Source organism: Streptomyces purpurascens, assembly GCF_045040895.1.
Lineage (GTDB): Bacteria > Actinomycetota > Actinomycetes > Streptomycetales > Streptomycetaceae > Streptomyces > Streptomyces purpurascens.
The window spans coordinates 8,542,739-8,558,933 of the sequence record NZ_CP108341.1 but is presented as its reverse complement, the minus strand read 5'-3'; the positions used below and the strand labels follow the sequence as shown (position 1 = coordinate 8,558,933).

15 protein-coding genes and 1 pseudogene are annotated in these 16,195 nt (G+C 72.9%); 8 read left to right on the top strand and 8 right to left on the bottom strand.

All coding sequences use genetic code 11. From position 1 onward, the window contains the following. Nucleotides 1–15: 15 nt before the first annotated feature. The 3 genes and pseudogenes from OHU35_RS38855 to OHU35_RS38845 all read right to left on the bottom strand — a co-directional run. Nucleotides 16–246: pseudogene (locus OHU35_RS38855) on the bottom strand (IS5/IS1182 family transposase); the annotation flags it as partial. 19 nt (nucleotides 247–265) lie between these two features. Next, nucleotides 266–1,372 carry an NAD(P)-dependent alcohol dehydrogenase gene (locus OHU35_RS38850; protein ID WP_405508682.1) on the bottom strand — a complete coding sequence of 369 codons (1,107 nt, stop codon included), beginning with the start codon at nucleotides 1,370–1,372 and terminating at the stop codon, nucleotides 266–268. A gap of 23 nt (nucleotides 1,373–1,395) precedes the next feature. Then, nucleotides 1,396–2,850 (bottom strand): aldehyde dehydrogenase, encoded by a 1,455-nt coding sequence (locus OHU35_RS38845; protein WP_189722016.1) that lies wholly within the window; start codon nucleotides 2,848–2,850, stop codon nucleotides 1,396–1,398. A 103-nt stretch (nucleotides 2,851–2,953) separates the two neighbouring features. Here OHU35_RS38845 and OHU35_RS38840 point away from each other — a divergent pair, with 103 nt between their 5' ends. The 4 genes from OHU35_RS38840 (at nucleotide 2,954) to OHU35_RS38825 (ending at nucleotide 5,459) form a co-directional block, all read left to right on the top strand. After that, complete coding sequence (locus OHU35_RS38840) at nucleotides 2,954–3,391, top strand: MarR family winged helix-turn-helix transcriptional regulator (protein WP_405508680.1); 438 nt, start codon at nucleotides 2,954–2,956, stop codon at nucleotides 3,389–3,391. 228 nt (nucleotides 3,392–3,619) lie between these two features. After that, entirely contained in the window at nucleotides 3,620–4,000 is a 381-nt protein-coding gene (locus tag OHU35_RS38835) for an anti-sigma factor antagonist (RefSeq protein WP_405508678.1), read from the top strand. 108 nt (nucleotides 4,001–4,108) lie between these two features. Continuing rightward, a complete protein-coding gene (locus OHU35_RS38830) occupies nucleotides 4,109–4,771 on the top strand; it encodes a DUF4230 domain-containing protein (protein ID WP_189722019.1) in 663 nt (220 codons plus the stop codon). Nucleotides 4,772–4,913: 142 nt separating this feature from the next. Next, a complete protein-coding gene (locus OHU35_RS38825) occupies nucleotides 4,914–5,459 on the top strand; it encodes a VanZ family protein (RefSeq protein ID WP_189722020.1) in 546 nt (181 codons plus the stop codon). Here the strand turns inward: OHU35_RS38825 and OHU35_RS38820 are convergent. Continuing rightward, the gene (locus tag OHU35_RS38820) at nucleotides 5,456–5,692 is read right to left on the bottom strand and encodes a hypothetical protein (protein WP_189722021.1); all 237 of its coding nucleotides are present in this window, start codon (nucleotides 5,690–5,692) and stop codon (nucleotides 5,456–5,458) included. The genes OHU35_RS38825 and OHU35_RS38820 overlap by 4 nt on opposite strands. Before the next feature lie 93 nt (nucleotides 5,693–5,785). Between OHU35_RS38820 and OHU35_RS38815 the strand changes: the two genes are divergently transcribed. The 4 genes from OHU35_RS38815 to OHU35_RS38800 all read left to right on the top strand — a co-directional run bounded on the left by OHU35_RS38815 (nucleotide 5,786) and on the right by OHU35_RS38800 (nucleotide 10,110). Then, a complete protein-coding gene (locus OHU35_RS38815; RefSeq protein ID WP_189722022.1) occupies nucleotides 5,786–6,826 on the top strand; it encodes a PHP domain-containing protein in 1,041 nt (346 codons plus the stop codon). Nucleotides 6,827–6,866: 40 nt separating this feature from the next. Further along, the gene (locus OHU35_RS38810; RefSeq protein ID WP_189722023.1) at nucleotides 6,867–7,532 is read left to right on the top strand and encodes an HAD family hydrolase; all 666 of its coding nucleotides are present in this window, start codon (nucleotides 6,867–6,869) and stop codon (nucleotides 7,530–7,532) included. A gap of 180 nt (nucleotides 7,533–7,712) precedes the next feature. Then, nucleotides 7,713–8,855, top strand: a complete 1,143-nt coding sequence (locus OHU35_RS38805; RefSeq protein ID WP_372498769.1) for an aromatic acid exporter family protein — start codon at nucleotides 7,713–7,715, stop codon at nucleotides 8,853–8,855. Between the two features lie 226 nt (nucleotides 8,856–9,081). Next, nucleotides 9,082–10,110: an SDR family oxidoreductase gene (locus tag OHU35_RS38800; protein ID WP_359892797.1), complete on the top strand. Its 1,029-nt coding sequence runs from the start codon at nucleotides 9,082–9,084 to the stop codon at nucleotides 10,108–10,110. Between the two features lie 91 nt (nucleotides 10,111–10,201). Here OHU35_RS38800 and OHU35_RS38795 read toward each other — a convergent pair whose 3' ends face one another. From OHU35_RS38795 to OHU35_RS38780, 4 genes are all read right to left on the bottom strand, one after another. Beyond that, nucleotides 10,202–10,477, bottom strand: a complete 276-nt coding sequence (locus OHU35_RS38795; RefSeq protein ID WP_189722026.1) for a hypothetical protein — start codon at nucleotides 10,475–10,477, stop codon at nucleotides 10,202–10,204. Between the two features lie 60 nt (nucleotides 10,478–10,537). Further along, nucleotides 10,538–11,827 (bottom strand): ROK family protein, encoded by a 1,290-nt coding sequence (locus OHU35_RS38790; RefSeq protein ID WP_405508674.1) that lies wholly within the window; start codon nucleotides 11,825–11,827, stop codon nucleotides 10,538–10,540. A gap of 73 nt (nucleotides 11,828–11,900) precedes the next feature. Beyond that, a complete protein-coding gene (locus tag OHU35_RS38785) occupies nucleotides 11,901–12,887 on the bottom strand; it encodes a phosphotransferase family protein (RefSeq protein WP_405508672.1) in 987 nt (328 codons plus the stop codon). Nucleotides 12,888–12,917: 30 nt separating this feature from the next. Next, nucleotides 12,918–16,097 carry a cytochrome P450 gene (locus tag OHU35_RS38780; protein WP_405508670.1) on the bottom strand — a complete coding sequence of 1,060 codons (3,180 nt, stop codon included), beginning with the start codon at nucleotides 16,095–16,097 and terminating at the stop codon, nucleotides 12,918–12,920. Nucleotides 16,098–16,195: the final 98 nt, after the last annotated feature.

The following is a 16,195-nucleotide window of genomic DNA, read 5'->3' as shown; positions in this document are numbered from 1 at the left end:
TGTTCCAGGTTTGGATCACGTTGGTCGGAGGCTGCGGATCCAGATCACGGCACCGCGTAGGTGGAGTCCAGCGAGGTAGCTGGTGGCGGTCTTGTCGTATCGGGTGGCCAGGCCCCGCCACTCCTTGATCTTGTTGATCCAGCGTTCGACGGTGTTGCGTCCTTGTTCAGCTCCGGATCGTGACCGACCGGGCGGGCCGCCGCGAGAACCCTTCTTCTGGCGGTTGGAGGCCTGTTCGGCCTTCTGCCCGGCTCAGTCGCCGGGGTCAGAACGTCAGAACCGGCTTGATCGTCTTGCCCGACTTCATGTCCTGGACCGCCCGGTCGATGTCCCCGAAGGGGTACGTGCTGATCAGGCGGCGCAGCGGCAGGCGGCCCTCCTTCACCAGGCGGACCAGGGCGGGGATCATCGTCTGGGTCTCGCTGTCGCCGAGGGTGAGGCCGACGATCCGCTTGCCGCCGAGCAGGCCGTTGACGTCCAGGGCGACTTCGGTGCCGAAGGGCGGGGCGCCGACGACGACCAGGGTGCCGCGGGCGGCGAGCGCGTCGACGCCCTGGCGCAGGACGCCGACGTTGCCCGTGGTCTCCACGGCACCGTCCGCGCCCTGGCCGCCCGTGATGCCGGCGAGGGCCTCGGCCAGGTCCTCCCGGCTGGTGTCGACGGTGTGCGTGGCGCCCAGCTCCGTCGCCAGCGACAGGCGTTCGGCGACCCGGTCGACGGCGACGATCCTCGTGGCCGGGGTGAGGGCCGCCGCCATCACGGCCGACAGGCCGACCGCCCCGGCGCCCAGGACGACGACCGTGCTGCCCGTGTCGGGCTTCAGGACGTTCCAGACGGCGCCCACACCGGTCTGTACGCCGCAGCCCAGCGGGGCGATCGACTCCAGCGGCACGTCCGGGTCGACCTTGACCAGGCTGCGCTCGTCGGCCAGTGCCCGCTCGGCGAAGGAGGACTGGCCGAAGAAGTGGCCGCCCAGGGCCTCGCCGTCCCGGCTGATGGTGTTCGACCCGTCGGCGCGGCTGCCGCCGAGCAGGTTCAGCGGCAGCCAGGTCGCGCAGTACGCGGGGTGCCCGCCGCGGCAGTTGCGGCAGTCGCCGCAGGAGGTGAAGGAGAGCAGGACGTGGTCGCCGGCCGCGACGCCGGTGACGGCGGAGCCGACGGCCTCGACGACGCCCGCGCCCTCGTGGCCGAGGACCCCGGGCAGCGGGAAGGGCAGTCCGCCGCTCGCCACGCCGAGGTCAGTGTGGCACAGGCCGGTGGCGACCATGCGGACCAGCGCCTCGTGGGGCCCTGGCTCGTCGAGGACGACGTCGGAGAGGGTGAAGGGCGCGCCGCCGGACTCGACGACCGCGGCACGGGTGGTGGTGGGCATCGCGATGGCTCCTTGACGGTGTCTCAGTCGAGCGAGACGACGACGGACTTGACCTTGGTGTAACCGGCGAGGGCCTCGGGCCCGTACTCACGGCCGTAGCCGGAGTCCTTCACACCGCCGAAGGGCACGGCGGGGTCGAGCATCGCCCAGTCGTTGATCCAGACGATGCCGGCCTGGAGCCGGTCGGCGACCCGGTGGGCGCGGGCGAGGTGGCTGGTCTGGACGCCCGAGGCCAGGCCGTAGGGCGTGGAGTTGGCGAGGGCGACGGCCTCGTCCTCGTCGTCGAAGGGCTGCACCGTGAGGACGGGGCCGAAGATCTCCTCCTGGATCACGCGGGAGTCGTTCGACAGGTCGGCGATGACGGTGGGCTTGTAGTAGTAGCCGCCGTCCAGGTCGAGCCGCTCGCCGCCGCAGACGATGCGGGCGCCCTCCTTGCGGGCCAGGGCGACGTACTCCTCGACCTTCTTCAGGTGCTTCTCCGCCGCCATGGGGCCGATGACCGTGGCCGGGTCGCGCGGGTCGCCGATCGGCACGCCGGGCACGGCCTCGGCGAGGATGCCGAGCAGCGTCGGGTACACCGAGCGGGCCACCAGCAGGCGCGGGCCGCCCATGCAGAACTGGCCGGTGTTGAAGACGAAGCCCTTGATGACCGCGCCGACCGCCTTCTCCAGGTCGGCGTCCTCGAAGACGATGTGGGCCGCGTTCCCACCCAGCTCCATGGTGACGGGCTTGAGCGCCTCGCCGGCGACGCTCGCCACGTGCCGGCCGATCGCGGTGGAGCCGGTGAAGGCGACCTTGTCGACACCGCGATGGCGCAGCAGTGCTTCACCGGCCACCGGGCCGCTGCCGGTCACGACGTTGACCACGCCGTCCGGTACGCCCGCCTCCTGGAGGAGCCGGGCCATGTACAGGGCGCTGAGCGGGGTCTCGTCGGCGGGCTTGTGGACGACGGTGTTGCCGGCCGCGAGCGCGGGGCCGAGCTTGGAGCCGGCGAGGATCAGCGGGAAGTTGAACGGGGTGATCGCGGCGACCACCCCGAGCGGCTCGCGCCTGGTGTAGGCGAGGGCGTTCATGGGGGTGTCGCGCAGGGCGCCGTCCTGGCTCTGGGCGAGGTTCGCGAAGTACTCGTAGTCGTTGGCCGCGTTCGTCACGTCGACCGCTCCGCACAGCGAGATGGGCTTGCCGACGTCGAGGCTCTCCAGGGCGGCCAGCTCGTCGGCGTTCTCGCGGATCAGCCGGGCGACGCGGTGCAGCACCCGGCCCCGCTCGCGGCCGCTCAGTCCGGACCAGGCGCCGTCGTCGTAGGCCTCGCGGGCGGCGCGTACGGCCGCGTCGACATCGGCGGGGCCCGCCTCCGCGACGGTGGTGACGACCGTGCCCCGGGACGGGTCGACCACCTCGGTACGCGCCCCGTCGGCGGCCTCGCGCCACTGGCCCCCGATGAACAGCTGTCCGGGTTCCCTCTCGAAGGTGGTCATCGCCGCTCCCCAGCGTCGTCGCCAAGATTTCAACCAACAGGATTCCTGTTGGTTCGCAGTCTCTTTACAGACAGGTTTCCTGTCAATGCTCTAGCCTGCATCCATGCTCGACACACAGGCGACCAAGGCGCCCCCTTCCCTGCTCTACATGGTCAAGCAGGTGGAGCTCGTCGTGCGCTCCCACCTGGACGAGCTGGTCAGACCTTCCGGGATCACCGCTCTCCAGTACACCGCGCTGACCGTCCTGGAGCGACACGACGGACTGTCGGCGGCCCAGCTGGCGCGCGACTCCTTCGTCACCGCGCAGTCCATCGCCGATCTCGTCCGCTCCCTGGAGGGCCGCGGGCTGGTACGCCGGGAGCGCAACCCCCGCAACCGCCGGGAGCTGCTGATCCTGCTCACCGACGACGGCAGGGAGCTGCTCGCCCGGCACGCCGGGCCGGTCCGGGAGCTGGAGGAGCGGATGGTGCGCGACCTCACGGCACACCAGACCGAGCAGTTCCGCCAGGCCCTCACCAAGGCCTGGCACGCCCTGTCCTAGCGCGGAGCGCACCCTGTCGCAGCTTGGAGCGCACGCCTGGAATCGCGCCCGCGCTCACGCCCGCGCACTCCCCCGCGCGAACCTCGGCCAACTCGCCCGCAATTCAGAGACATATGTCAATCGAACATGCTCAAATTCACTCGTTGGAGGGTAACTTGCGGGGCGGGGAACGGTTTTGAGGACCGTGGCCCCTCCCCACGCACGGAGCAAGCTGGAGGCGATCTCGTCGTGCGGCAGGAACCTGCACCGCTCACCCGGCATCTGCGCGTCCGCCAGGAACGGGGGCACACCGTGCTGGAGTTCCGCGGCGAGATCGACCTCGCCGCGGCCACGGAGATCGCCCCGCACCTGGACCGGGAGACGAACCGCCCCGCCGCCCGGGTCGTGATCGACCTCAGCGGGATCGAGTTCTTCGACTGCTCGGGCCTGCGGTTGCTCTACCGGGCCAGGAGCCGGGTCCTCGACCGGGACGGCCGGGTACTCCTCGTCTGCGCCCACCCTCTGACCCTGCGGGTCCTGCGCATCACTGGCCTGTCCCGGCTGCTGCCACCCCAGCCGACGCTGGACGCGGCCCTGGAACAGCCGGAGGCCACGTCCGGCTCGGTGTGACGCCCCGAGTGCGCCCTTCGTGCTTCCGCCGAAGTCCTCCCGTCTTCAACCGGCCGGTCTGGCAGGGGATGTGGCGGGCATCCGGACAGTAGGAAGGAGGGCCGTCGCATGACGACTCCCGTCAAGCGCCTCCCCAGGCGCATGCCCGGCTGGGCCAAGGTGGTGGGCGCGCTCGTCCTGGTGCTCGTCGTGTTCTTCGCCGGGATCCGGCTCAGCGTGATCCCGGGCCTGAAGGACCTGTTCGGCACCGACACCCACGACCGGTCCGGCCCCGCGCTGCTGAAGTCCATCCAGGACATCAGCCGCTACGACGCCGCCTCCGGCAACTTCCAGGTCGTCGTGGACCTGGAGAAGGACGCCAGGTTCCTGCCCGACGCGATCCGCGGCACCCGCACCCTGTACGTCGGTGCGGGCACCGTGGACGCCTACGTCGACCTGGGCAAGGTCGGCGAGAACGACGTAAAGGTCAACGGCGACCGTACGTCCGCCACGCTCCGGCTGCCGCACGCGCAACTGGGCAAGCCGGCCCTCGATCCCGACCGCTCCTACGCCGTCTCCAAGCAGCGCGGTCTCTTCGACCGCCTCGGCGACCTCTTCTCGGACAACCCCAACGGTGAACAGGCCGTGCAGAAACTCGCGGTACGGCACATCGGCGCCGCGGCGAAGGAGAGCGAGCTGACCGCACGCGCCGAGAAGAACGCCACCGGCATGCTCGAAGGCCTGCTGCGCTCCCTGGGCTTCAAGGAGGTGCGCGTGTCGTACGGGAACTGACCGGCCACGAGTACTTGGGACAGGGCGGAGTGCCCCGGCGGAACGCGGGCAACAGTGGCTGGGAACGATCCCCGGCGGCATCGTCTTTACGCCCCTGGGTAACCGCCCTGTCACACAGGGAAGTTGAAGACTGGAGGACCGTATGGCCAGCGCAGCCTCACGTCCCCGCACCGTCGGGTCCCGGAACGAGCGACATCCGCTCCCCCTGCCCGTCCGGCTGCTGGCGACGCTGTGCGCCTTCACGTTCATGGTCGCCTTCGCCGTGGTGCTGGCGCAGCTGACCCTGCAGCCCTCGCCCGCCTCGGAGGCACTGACCCACACCAACCTGCGGCCGGGCGACTCCCTGAAGGCCTATCTCGACCAGCCGGAACTGCGAGACGCCGTCCGGCAGATCGGCGGCAACATCCTGCTCGGCGTCCCCTTCGGCATCCTCGTGCCCGTCGTCGCGCCGCGCACGCGCGGCATCCTGCGCGTCCTTCTGATGACCTCGATCGTGATGCTGCTGGTGGAGTTCGCCCAGGGAGCCCTGGTCACCGGCCGCGCCTTCGACATCGACGACGTCATCCTCAACACGACGGGCGCGCTGATCGGCTACCTGCTCCTGGGCCGCCGCCTGAGCCGGGCGGTCCACGCGCGCAGGCCCCGGCGCGGCCGGGCGGACAGGAAGCCGTCGGCCGAGAAGGCTTAGTGCAAGGTCCAGGTGTACTTGTCTCCGCCCACCCAGCGGACCACGTCCGGATCGTCCATGTCGTGGACCGTGATGCCGAACGCGGCCGCCGCCGTCAGTACGTCGGTGGCGGCCTTGGCCTCCCCGACCACCTGGCCGTCGATCTCCACGATCCGGAACGGCGGTGTGCCCGGCTGCACCCCGAGCACGATGATCCGCGGGTGGGATATGTACGGGCTCGCGCTTTCGGTCATGCATCGAGAGTAGAGCGCAACCGGCGACAGCGCGGGGTTCAGTCCGCCGTGCGGCCCGCCGGGCGCTGGGGAACCCTTGAGGTGGAGGTGGCGATGGATCCCGTCGAGGCACTGGACCGGATCGCCTTCCTGCTGGAGCGGTCCCTGGCACCGACGTACCGCGTGCGCGCCTTCCGTACGGCGGCCCGGGTGCTGAAGGAGCTGGGCGACGACGAGGTGCGCCGGCGGGTGGCGGACGGTTCGCTGGAGTCGCTCAAGGGCGTCGGTCCGAAGACCGCGCAGGTGGTGCGGGAGGCGCTGGCCGGGGAGGAGCCCGGCTATCTGCGCACGCTGGAGGGCGAGGCCACGGAGCGGCCCGCCGTGCGGGGCGGCGAAGGGCTGCGGGAGCTGCTGCGCGGGGACTGCCATCTGCACTCCGACTGGTCGGACGGCGGCAGCCCGATCGAGGAGATGGGCCGGGCCGCGGCGGCGCTGGGCCACGAGTGGGCGGCGCTGACCGACCACTCGCCGCGGCTGACCGTGGCGCGTGGCCTCACGGCCGAGCGGCTGCGGGAGCAGTTGGACGTGGTGGCGGAGCTGAACGAGACCTGGGCGCCGTTCCGGCTGCTGACCGGCATCGAGTGCGACATCCTCGAGGACGGCTCGCTCGACCAGGAGCCGGAGCTGCTGGACCGGCTCGATGTCGTGGTGGTGTCGGTGCACTCCAAGCTGCGTATGGACGCCCGGTCGATGACCCGGCGGATGGTGGCCGCCGTACGCGATCCGCACTCCGATGTGCTCGGGCACTGCACGGGGCGGCTGGTGAGCGGGCGGGGGCGGCCCGAGTCGGAGTTCGACGCGGACGAGGTGTTCGCGGCGTGCGCGGAGACCGGCACGGCCCTGGAGATCAACAGCAGGCCGGAGCGGCTCGACCCGCCACGGCGGCTGCTGCGCCGGGCCGTGGCCGCGGGAGTGCTGTTCTCCGTCGACACCGACGCGCACGCGCCGGGGCAGCTGGACTGGCAGATCAACGGGTGCGCGCGGGCGGAGGAGTGCGGGGTGCCGCCCGAGCGTGTGGTGACGACGTGGTCCCTTCCGGAGCTGCTGTCCTGGACCCGCGAACGGCGGGTGCCGTCCGGCGTGGCAGGCGGCTGAGGTGGTACCCGGGCGGGCCGGAGAGGAAGGGGCAGCATCCATGGGCAGCGCGGAACGGGCGGCCGTGTTCGACGTCGACGGCACGCTGGTCGACACCAATCACCTGCACGTCGTGGCGTGGTGGGAGGCCTTCCGGCAGGCGGGCCACCAGGTGCCGACGCACGCCGTGCACCGGGCCGTGGGCCTGCCCTCCACCGACCTCGTCGCCCACCTGCTGGGAGACAGCCGCGACAAGGACCAGGACGCCGGCATCAGCGCCGCCCACAAGGCGCTGTACGGGCAGTACGTCGACCGGCTGCCCGCGCTGCCGGGGGCCGGGCCGCTGCTGCGACGGCTGCACCGGGAGGGCTGGGCCGTGGTGCTGGCCACCTCGGCGGGCGGCGCCGAGCTGAGCGCGCTGCGCCGGGCCCTCGACGCGGACGACGCCATCACCGCCACGGCGAGCGCCGACGACGTCGACGAGGGCAAGCCGGCGCCCGAGCCGGTCGAGCACGCGCTGGAGCTGGCCGGGGTGCCGGCGGAGCGGGCGGTCTTCGTCGGCGACACCGTGTGGGACATGCTCGCGGGCAGCCGCGCCGGGGTGCGCTGTGTGGGCGTGCTGTGCGGCGGCATCCCGCGCACCGACCTGGAGAAGTCCGGCGCGGAAGCGGTCTACGCCGACCCCGCGCACCTGCTGTCCTCCCTCCGCGGCAGTCCGCTGGCATGAGGCCGGCATGAGGCGTGAAACCCCCGGTCACGCGGATACTCGCCGCGCATGACGCGAGTGACGAGTGCGGTTCGCCGGACGGCTCGGGCCTTCCGGCCGGAGAGGGACAGAGGCACTCCGGCCGATGAGGGGCAAGGAAGGATCCGCGCGCTGGAGCAGGGGGTCCGCGGTACACGGCCGGTGGACTCCGTGCGGCGGGAGACGCGGGCCGCCTGGGACGCCCTGCGAGCCGCCTGGAACAGGCCCGGGCGGGAACGCGATCTGGTCGTCCAGTCACTCAAGGCCGCCGCGGCGGCGGTGCTCGCCTGGGTGGTGGGCGGCGTCTGGATGGGAGATCCGCTGGCGCTGATGGCACCGTGGGTGGCGCTGGTGCTGGTGCAGGCCACGGTCTACAGCTCGCTGGTGCAGGGCGCCCGGCAGTTCGGGGCGATCTGCGTCGGCACCGTGCTGGCCTCGGCCGCACAGGCGCTCACCGGCGACACGACGGGCGCGCTCGCCCTGTCCGTCCCGGTGCTGATGCTGCTCGCGAACTGGTCCCGCTTCGGCGACCAGGGCATCTACGCGGCGACCACCGCCCTGTTCACCCTCACCGCGGGCTCCGTGAGCATGGCCGGCGTCGGGCACCGTGTGGGGCAGGCGGCACTGGGCGCCGTCATCGGCGTCGCGGTCAACGCGCTCGTCCTGCCGCCGGTCCATCTGCGGGACGTACGGGAGAACCTGGCGGCCCTCGCCCGGGAGGCGGGCGATGTCCTGCGCACCGTCGCCGCCGATCTGCGCCAGGGCGAGTGGGACGCGCAGACCGCCGCCGGCTGGCTCGGCGCGTCGTCCCGGCTGGACCACCGCCTGGAGGCGCTGCGCTCGGCGCGCCGGTGGAGCAAGGAGAGCCTGCGCCTGACCTACGGCCCGCTGCGGCGCCTGCACCGCGTGCCGCACGGGGGCGCCTTGCCACCGGTGGACGAGGACGAGCGGTTCGGCCGGGTCACCGGGCACGTCGCCGCGCTGACCCGGGCCCTGGCGGTGTCCGTGGACGACAACCGGACGCCCGCCCCGCCCGAGGGCCCGGCCCTGGACGCGTACGCGCGTCTGCTGGAGCTGATCGGGGAAGCCTGCCACACCGAGGCCGACAGTCTGCTCGACGGCAGCGTGCGGCCCCGTCCGGACAAGGAGACCGAGGAGGCGATGCGGGAGCTGCACCAGGAGCTGCAGGAGAAACTGCGCCGGCACGCCGGGGAGGGGGCCGCGCACACGGCGGTCCTGGGCACGCTGCTGCTCCAGGCGGAGAACCTGTGGGCCGAGACCGTGCCGGACGACCAGGGGCAGTGACGCACCTCACCGGACGGGGCGTCCGAGCGTGGAACACCCAGCATTGGTTGCCCGTTGAACAAGGTGTGGGTCCGTGCCCACCCCTTCGAGCCGCCCCGGCCGTGATCCCCCGTCCGGCCGGGGCTTCCTTCTGCCCACGCGCGATGGATCCGCCCACGTGCAATCCGTGCGACCCCCGGGTACTCGGTCACCGCTGGCGGAACAACGCGGCCGAGAGGAGCGGAAGGTGAGCAGCGGAACGGGCAAGAGGATCGTCGTCACGGGCGCCACCGGCAATGTGGGCACCAGCGTGGTGCGCCTCCTCTCCGAGGATCCGGAGGTCGCCTCCGTGCTGGGCCTGGCCCGGCGGATCCCCGAGTGGTCGCCGCCGAAGACGGACTGGTCCGCGGTCGATCTGGCCTTCGCGGAGTCCGACCTCGTGGAGCGGTTCACGGACGCCGACGCGGTCGTCCATCTGGCCTGGGCGTTCCAGCCGACGCACGACCCGGCGACGACCTGGCGCACCAACGTCCTCGGCAGCATGCGGGTGTTCGATGCGGTGGCCGCAGCGGGGGTACCGGCGCTGGTGCACGCCTCGTCGGTCGGCGCGTACTCGCCGGGTCCGAAGGACCGGACGGTGGACGAGTCATGGCCGACGCACGGCTGGCCGGACGCCGCGTACTGCCGGGAGAAGGCCTACCTGGAGCGTGCGCTGGACACGTTCGAGCGCGATCATCCCGAGACGCGGGTGGTGCGGATGCGGCCCGCCTTCCTCTTCCAGCGGGAGTCCGCGAGCGAGCAACGCCGTATCTTCGGCGGGCGTTTCCTGCCGGGCCCGTCGGCCCGTCCGGAGCTGCTGCCCTTCCTGCCCGACATCGCGGGGCTGCGGGTGCAGGCGCTGCACACGGACGACGCGGCGCACGCGTACCGGCTGGCGGTGCACTCCGACGCCCGCGGCGCGTTCAACCTGGCGGCCGAGCCGACGGTCGACGCGGAACTCCTGGGCAGGATGTTCGGCGCCCGCCCGGTGCGGCTGCCGCGCACGGCGGCCCGTTCGGCGATCGCCGCCGCCTGGGGCCTGCATCTGCTGCCCGCCTCACCGCACCTGTTCGACGCGGTGCTGCGGCTGCCCCTGATGGACTGCGCACGCGCGCGTACGGAACTCGGCTGGCGGCCGGAACACACGGCGCCGGAGGTGCTGGAGCAGTTCCTGCAGGGACTCCAGCAGGGTGCGGGCGCGCGGACGGAACCGCTGCAGGGACACAAGGTGGGCTGACCGCGGGCCACGCCGCACCCGCACCCCGCACACAACCGATGGCCGCAGCCGGCCCCCACGGTCGGCTGCGGCCATCGGCGCTCAGGGGCACTCAGTCGGCGGGCTCGTCCGGCACCGGATGCTCGGGGTGCACCGTGCCCTGTCGCGGCGACTCCCCCTGCCGGCCCGTCCCCGCCTCGTCCGTCTCGGGGACGTCGGCGGCGGGCTCGTCGGCGTGGGTCTTCCCGTCCTTCTCGTCCTCGCCGGTGCCCGTGGAGCGCGAGGCGGCCTCCCACGGGTCCTCGCCCGTGGCGGCCTGCTGGTCCGGCATGTCCCGCGGGACGGGCCGACCGTTCTCGCCGGGTCCTTCGAGGCGGTGGTCGGTCACGGCGTCCTCCCTTCGTGGTCCGGGCGCCGAGCGAGTACCTCCGGGGTGACCAGCGAAACCTCAGCGTGGTGCCCGCTCCTGAAGTACCGCGTGCCACGCGGGGAGCGGACTCTCCGGTGCCGGATCGGGACGCCGTCCGCCGCGTGCGAAGAAGTCGGCGAGCGGCAGGATCGCGGCGCCGACCGTGACCGCGTCGGGCCCGAGCCGGCCCAGCTCGACGGTCACCCTCCCGGCCGGGTGGCGCAGCGCGTAGGACATGGCGTGGCGGCGTACGGCGGGCAGGAAGCGGGCGCCGAGGGCCAGGCCCGCCCAGCCGCCGATGAGGATGCGCTCGGGCTGGAAGAGGTTGATCAGGTCGGAGAGACCGGCGCCCAGGTACTCGGCGGTCTCCTCCAGGACGGCCAGCGCGACCGGGTCCGCCTCGCCGTCCCCGGGCGGGTACGCCGCGGCGAGCATGGCGGTGAGCGCGGACTCCTCGTCGGTGCCGTCCTGGCCCCGGCCGCCCTCCTCCCGCCAGCGGGCGAGCAGCGACTCGGCACCCGCGTAGGCCTCCAGGCAGCCGAGCGCCCCGCAGCGGCAGCGGCGGCCGCGGACCCGGACGGTCAGGTGCCCCCATTCGACGGCCCGGCCCTGCTCCACCTCGGGGGTGACGAGGCTGGCGCCGACGCCGGAGCCGAAGAGGACCACCACGGCGTTGTGCGCGCCGCGCCCGGCGCCGAACCACATCTCGGCCTGGCCCAGCGTCTTGGCGCCGTTGTCGATGAAGTACGGGACGGTGTCCGGCAGCGGGGTTCCGGTGCGGAGCAGGGCCTCCAGCGGGACGGCGTCCCAGCCGATGGTCTGCCCGTGCACGAGTGCGCCGCGGTCGGGAGTGCGCTCGACGATGCCGGGGACGCCGATGCCGACGCCGAGAAGCCGCTCGGGCGCGAGACCTGCGGTGTCGAGCACCTCGGCGATGCCCTGGCGGATGTGGTCGACGATGACCTCGACCTCGTACCGCCGGCCGGCGAGCGGGCGCTCGACGCGGGCCAGCTCGGTGAGGGTGAGGTCGAACAGTTCGACGCGCACCCGGGTCTCGCCGACGTCGACGCCGATCATGTGGCCGCTGCCGGGCGCGACCCGCAGCAGGGTGCGGGGGCGGCCGCCGTCGGAGTCGACGCTGCCGGCCTCCTCGACCAGCCCGTCGGCGAGCAGATCGGCGACGACGTTGCTGACGGAGCCGGAGCTCAGTCCGGTCGCCGGGCCGAGTGCGAAGCGGCTGAGCGGGCCGTCGAAGTAGAGCCGTTGCAGCACGGCCGTGCGGTTGGCCCGCCTCAGATCGCGTACCGTGCGCCCGTTCCGCCCCGCCATGTGGCTCCTTCCGCCCCTGGTCCGACCTGCAACATACCGCCGGGGCAGGCTCGGCGCGACATTCCTCCACCCCTTATTTCACGCTGTGAGATTTCCTGCCGAGGAGTTCCTCGATCTCGTCCAGGGCCACGACGAGTTCCGGGGCGACGGTCTTCTGCACCCAGCGCTCCTGCTCCTCGCCGACCTCGCGCGGAATCGTCTCGGTGAGCATGATCAGGTACAGGTAGGCGCGGTACAGGGCGAGGCGGACGCGGGCCGGGGCGTCGAAGCCGGCCCGGCCGCCGGACTCCCGGTAGCCCGCCAGGAACGCCTCGTCCTCCTTGATGTCCCCCAGCAGCGCCAGGGAGACGAATTCGGCGAGGGGGTCGCCCCAGAACATGCGCTCCCCGTCGATGAGGCCGCCGATTCGGGCTGCTCCGTCCGAGCGGTCGACGAGGATGTTGCCCCGCCACAGGTCGAAGTGCACGAGACACGGGACGGTGACCTCGTCGAGGACGCCGTACGCGGAGCGGGCGGTACGGGCCACCGCGTCGACCGGGCGGGGCAGCCGGGCCCCGTAGCGCCGGGCGTCGTCGAGGACGGCGTCGAACATCGTCGTGAACGCGGTCCGCCAGTCGGGGGCGAGCGGGCCGAGGGCGCCGGAGGGATAGCCGAAGCCGGGGCCCGTCACACGGTGCAGACGGGCCGTCTGGCGTCCCAGCTCCGTGCGCAGTGCGGTCTGCTCCGCCGCCGTGAGGGAGTCGTCCCAGGAGTCACCCGGGCAGGCGGTCATCAGCAGGAAGTCGTCCCCCATGGACACCAGCCGCGGCGCGTGCACACCGGCGCGGGCGGCACAACGGTAGAACTCGGCCTCCGACACGAGGAGCCGGCGCTCGTGCCGGAGGCCGGGAACGGCCGCGGCGGGCGGGATCTTCAGCACGTGGCGGGTGCCGTCGGTGAGCCGGAGCTCCTCGACGGTGTTGTACGTGCCGCCGGTCAGCGGGCGGAGGCGGGCGAGGCGGCCGGGATCCAGACCCGCCTCCTCCAGGATGCGCCGGGCCCGTTCCCAGGAGTCCACCACCGTGCGCCCACCCCTCCCCTGCGACTTCGGTCAGCCGGCCGCGTACACGTCCTCGACGTAACGCCCGTCCGCGACCAGCCCGTCGAGCCACTGCTCGGCGGCCGTCTCGTCAGCGCCTGTGTGCTTCCGGTACAGGGTACGGAACGCCTCCCGCACCCCGGGCGCCATCCGCGAACCGTCGCCGCACACGTACACCCGCGCTCCGGCGTCCAGCAGGCCCCAGACCTCCTCGGCCTCGGCGGCGATGCGGTGCTGCACGAAGCGCACCTCGCCCTCGGGGGTCTCGCTGAAGGCGGGGCGCAGCGATACGGCCCCGGCGGTGTCGGCGGCGCCCAGTTCGTCGGCGTGCATGAAGTCGGCGTCGGGCGCGTCACAGCCGAAGTAGCAGACGGCCGGGGCGAGTTCGGCGCCCGCTGCGAGGGCGGCCGTGCGGTCGGCGATGGCGCCGCGGAACGGGGCGAGGCCGGTGCCCGCCGCGATCATGACGACGGGTGCGGCTCCGCCGGTGGCGTCGATACGGAAGGCCTCCCGGCACGGCTGCACGCGCGCGTAGACCGTGTCGCCGGGCTCCACCGCGTTGAGGTGGCCGGATCCGGTGCCCCGGTAGACGCCCTTGCCGGAGCGTGCGGGTGCCTGCAGCAGCGACACCATCAGGTCCACGTGGCCGGGGTCGACGGCGGGCGAGGAGGAGATGGAGTAGTGGCGGGGGCGCAGCGGGGTGAGGAGGTCGAGGAGGAGCGGCCAGTCCAGAGCGCCCCGCAGGGCCGGGTGGTCCTCGAGGATCTCCACGAGCGTGCGCGGGTCGTCGGTGAGGGCGGCCAGGGCCATGCGCTCCGGCGGGCACGGGTTGGCGGCGGCGAGCGCGGCGAGCTGCCCGGCGCTCGGGCGCTCCTGCAGCTCCACGTGGTGGGTGAGGAGCTGCCGTACCGTCACGGGCCGGTCGACGGCGATGCCGTCGCGGCGCGGTCGGGTGGCGCGGATGTCCAGGACCGTGTCGAGGTCGAGGCCGAGCGCGGTGGCGGTGCGGGTGACGAGGTCCGGGTCGTTGGCGGGCAGCACGGTGAGGTGGTCGGCCGTGCGGTAGGTGACGCCGTCCGGGAGGGCGACGCGGAGGAACCGCTTGCGGCGCGCGTAGCCGGGCGCGGCGAGGTCGTAGGCCTCGGTGACCCGCATGGGGACGAGTTCGTGCCGTTCGGCGAGGGCGTCCAGCGGGCCGCCGGTCAGGGTGCGGACCTCGTAGGCGGCCGTGGGCTCGGGGTCCGGGGTCGTGGCGTCCGGGTCGCCGTACTGCCGCAGGAGGGCGGTGCGCAGGGCCGCCGTGAATTCCCGGACGGTGCCGGTGAGGTCGCCGGAGGCGTCGGCGGCGGCGCGGTCGAGCAGCCGGGTGGCGCCGGACTCCGCGAGCCGCTCGTCGATCCGGGTGGGGACGTGCTGGTAGGTGGCGGCCCAGTTGCGGTCGCCGACACCGAGCACCGCGTACGTCACGCCGGACAGGTCGTGGTCCTCTTCGAGGCGGGCGGCGAAGGCGGTGGCGTCGTCGGTGGGCCGGCCGTTGTAGGAGGCTGCCGTGATGACGACGGGCCGGTCGGTGGGCAGGCCGCCGGCGTAGGCGTCCAGGGCTGCCACCTGGGTCTCGCAGCCGACGGCGGCGGCCTCGTCGGCGAGCTGGGCGGCGAAGTCGCGGCAGGTGCCGTAGTTGCTGCCGTGCAGGAAGAGGGCGGCGGTGCCGGGGCGGACGCGCGCGGGCAGGTCCTGCGGCTCGGCCGCCTCGGTGTCATGGAGCGGGGTGGCGCCGGGCAGCGGCGTGTGGACGCGGTCGGCGCAGGTGCGCGGGGTGAGCGCGAGGGTGAAGCCCTCGGGCTTGAGGGTGAGGGTCTCCTTGATGTCGAGCCGGTAGTCGGCGTGGTCGCCCAGCCGGTAGCGGTGCACGATCATGGCCAGCAGCATGGTCGCCTCGTGCAGCGCGAACTGACGGCCGATGCAGGCGCGCTCACCGGTGCCGAACGGCTTGAAGGCGTGCACCGGGCGCTCCGCCTCCGCCTCGGCGGTGAAGCGGGCGGGGTCGAACAGCTCGGGGTTGTCGCCCCAGACGGGCTGCCGGTGCAGCATCGGCGTGAGCACCAGGGCGGAGTCTCCGGCGCGCATCGGGATCCGGCCGCCGAGCAGCGTGTCCTCGCGGGCCTGCCGGGCGAACACGGCGGCCGTGGGCCAGAGCCGGAGCGCCTCGTTGAGGACCTGGCGGGTGTAGGTCAGCCGGCCGATCTCGTCGTACGCCGGCTCGACGTCCGCCGCGTCGCCCCACAGCTCGTCGACCTCGCGCTGCACCATCTGGAGCGCGGTCGGGTGCTTGGCGAGGTAGTACAGCGCGAACGACATGGCCCCGGAGGTGGTCTCGTGGCCCGCGATGAGGAAGGTGATGACCTGGTTGCGGATGTTGGCCGTGTCGAGCGTGGTGCCGTCGGCCGGGTGCTCGGCTGTGAGCATCAGGCCGAGGAGGTCGTCGGCCTGGCTCTGGTCGGTGCCGGTGCGGGCGGCGATGACCTCGTCGACGACCTGGGCGAGGTAGGCGGAGTCGTCGTGGAAGGCCGCGTCCTGCGCCGAGTAGTCCTGGCCCGGGACGCGGGCGAGGCGGGTCATGCTCCATTCCAGGCAGCGGACCATCGACTCGACGAAGGGGTGCGGCTCGGCCCGCTCGAAGGAGCCGAAGTCGTATCCGAAGCCGGCGAGTCCGATGGTGTCGAGCGTCATGCGGGTCATGTCGCCGGGCACGTCGACGGGCTTCCCGGCACCGGCGTCGCGGTCCCAGGACGCGATGAGCCGCTGGGCGACCCGCAGCATCACGGGGTGATAGGTCCGCATCGAGCCCAGCGCGAAGGCGGGCATGAGGATGTCGTGCGCCTTGGCCCAGTTGGGCTCGTCGTTGTACGCGGTGAACAGGCCGTCGGCGGCGAACTCGCGGACGTTCTCCAGGCCGGGCCCGATGTGCTTGGCGAACCGCTGCTCGTCAGCGAGGTCGGCGACCAGGTCCAGGTCGCCCACGAACAGGGTGTCCCGCCCGTACAGCCGCCGGACGAACGCGGACCCGTGCTCGCGCATCAGGTCCATGGCCTGCTGGATGGGCGCGGGGCCGGGTCCGGTGGCGGTGATGTCGGCGACGGGGATGTCGTCGCGGGTGTCTGCGGTGCGGGAGGTCTGTCCGGTGGGGGGCATGACGCGGCAACTGCCTTTCGCGGTACGGAAGTACTGCGATCCAGCGTGATCCACGGGGCCCGGCGGGCGGTGCCGCGCCCCTACATGATTGTGTAGTG

What these genes read in the sequence shown, in the direction of transcription:
- OHU35_RS38845 (WP_189722016.1), bottom strand. Translation starts at nt 2,850, where the DNA reads ATGACCACCTTCGAGAGGGAACCCGGACAGCTGTTCATCGGGGGCCAG.
- OHU35_RS38850 (WP_405508682.1), bottom strand. Translation starts at nt 1,372, where the DNA reads ATGCCCACCACCACCCGTGCCGCGGTCGTCGAGTCCGGCGGCGCGCCC.
- OHU35_RS38810 (WP_189722023.1), top strand. Translation starts at nt 6,867, where the DNA reads ATGGGCAGCGCGGAACGGGCGGCCGTGTTCGACGTCGACGGCACGCTG.
- OHU35_RS38825 (WP_189722020.1), top strand. Translation starts at nt 4,914, where the DNA reads ATGGCCAGCGCAGCCTCACGTCCCCGCACCGTCGGGTCCCGGAACGAG.
- OHU35_RS38790 (WP_405508674.1), bottom strand. Translation starts at nt 11,827, where the DNA reads ATGGCGGGGCGGAACGGGCGCACGGTACGCGATCTGAGGCGGGCCAAC.
- OHU35_RS38780 (WP_405508670.1), bottom strand. Translation starts at nt 16,097, where the DNA reads ATGCCCCCCACCGGACAGACCTCCCGCACCGCAGACACCCGCGACGAC.
- OHU35_RS38840 (WP_405508680.1), top strand. Translation starts at nt 2,954, where the DNA reads ATGCTCGACACACAGGCGACCAAGGCGCCCCCTTCCCTGCTCTACATG.
- OHU35_RS38815 (WP_189722022.1), top strand. Translation starts at nt 5,786, where the DNA reads ATGGATCCCGTCGAGGCACTGGACCGGATCGCCTTCCTGCTGGAGCGG.
- OHU35_RS38820 (WP_189722021.1), bottom strand. Translation starts at nt 5,692, where the DNA reads ATGACCGAAAGCGCGAGCCCGTACATATCCCACCCGCGGATCATCGTG.
- OHU35_RS38830 (WP_189722019.1), top strand. Translation starts at nt 4,109, where the DNA reads ATGACGACTCCCGTCAAGCGCCTCCCCAGGCGCATGCCCGGCTGGGCC.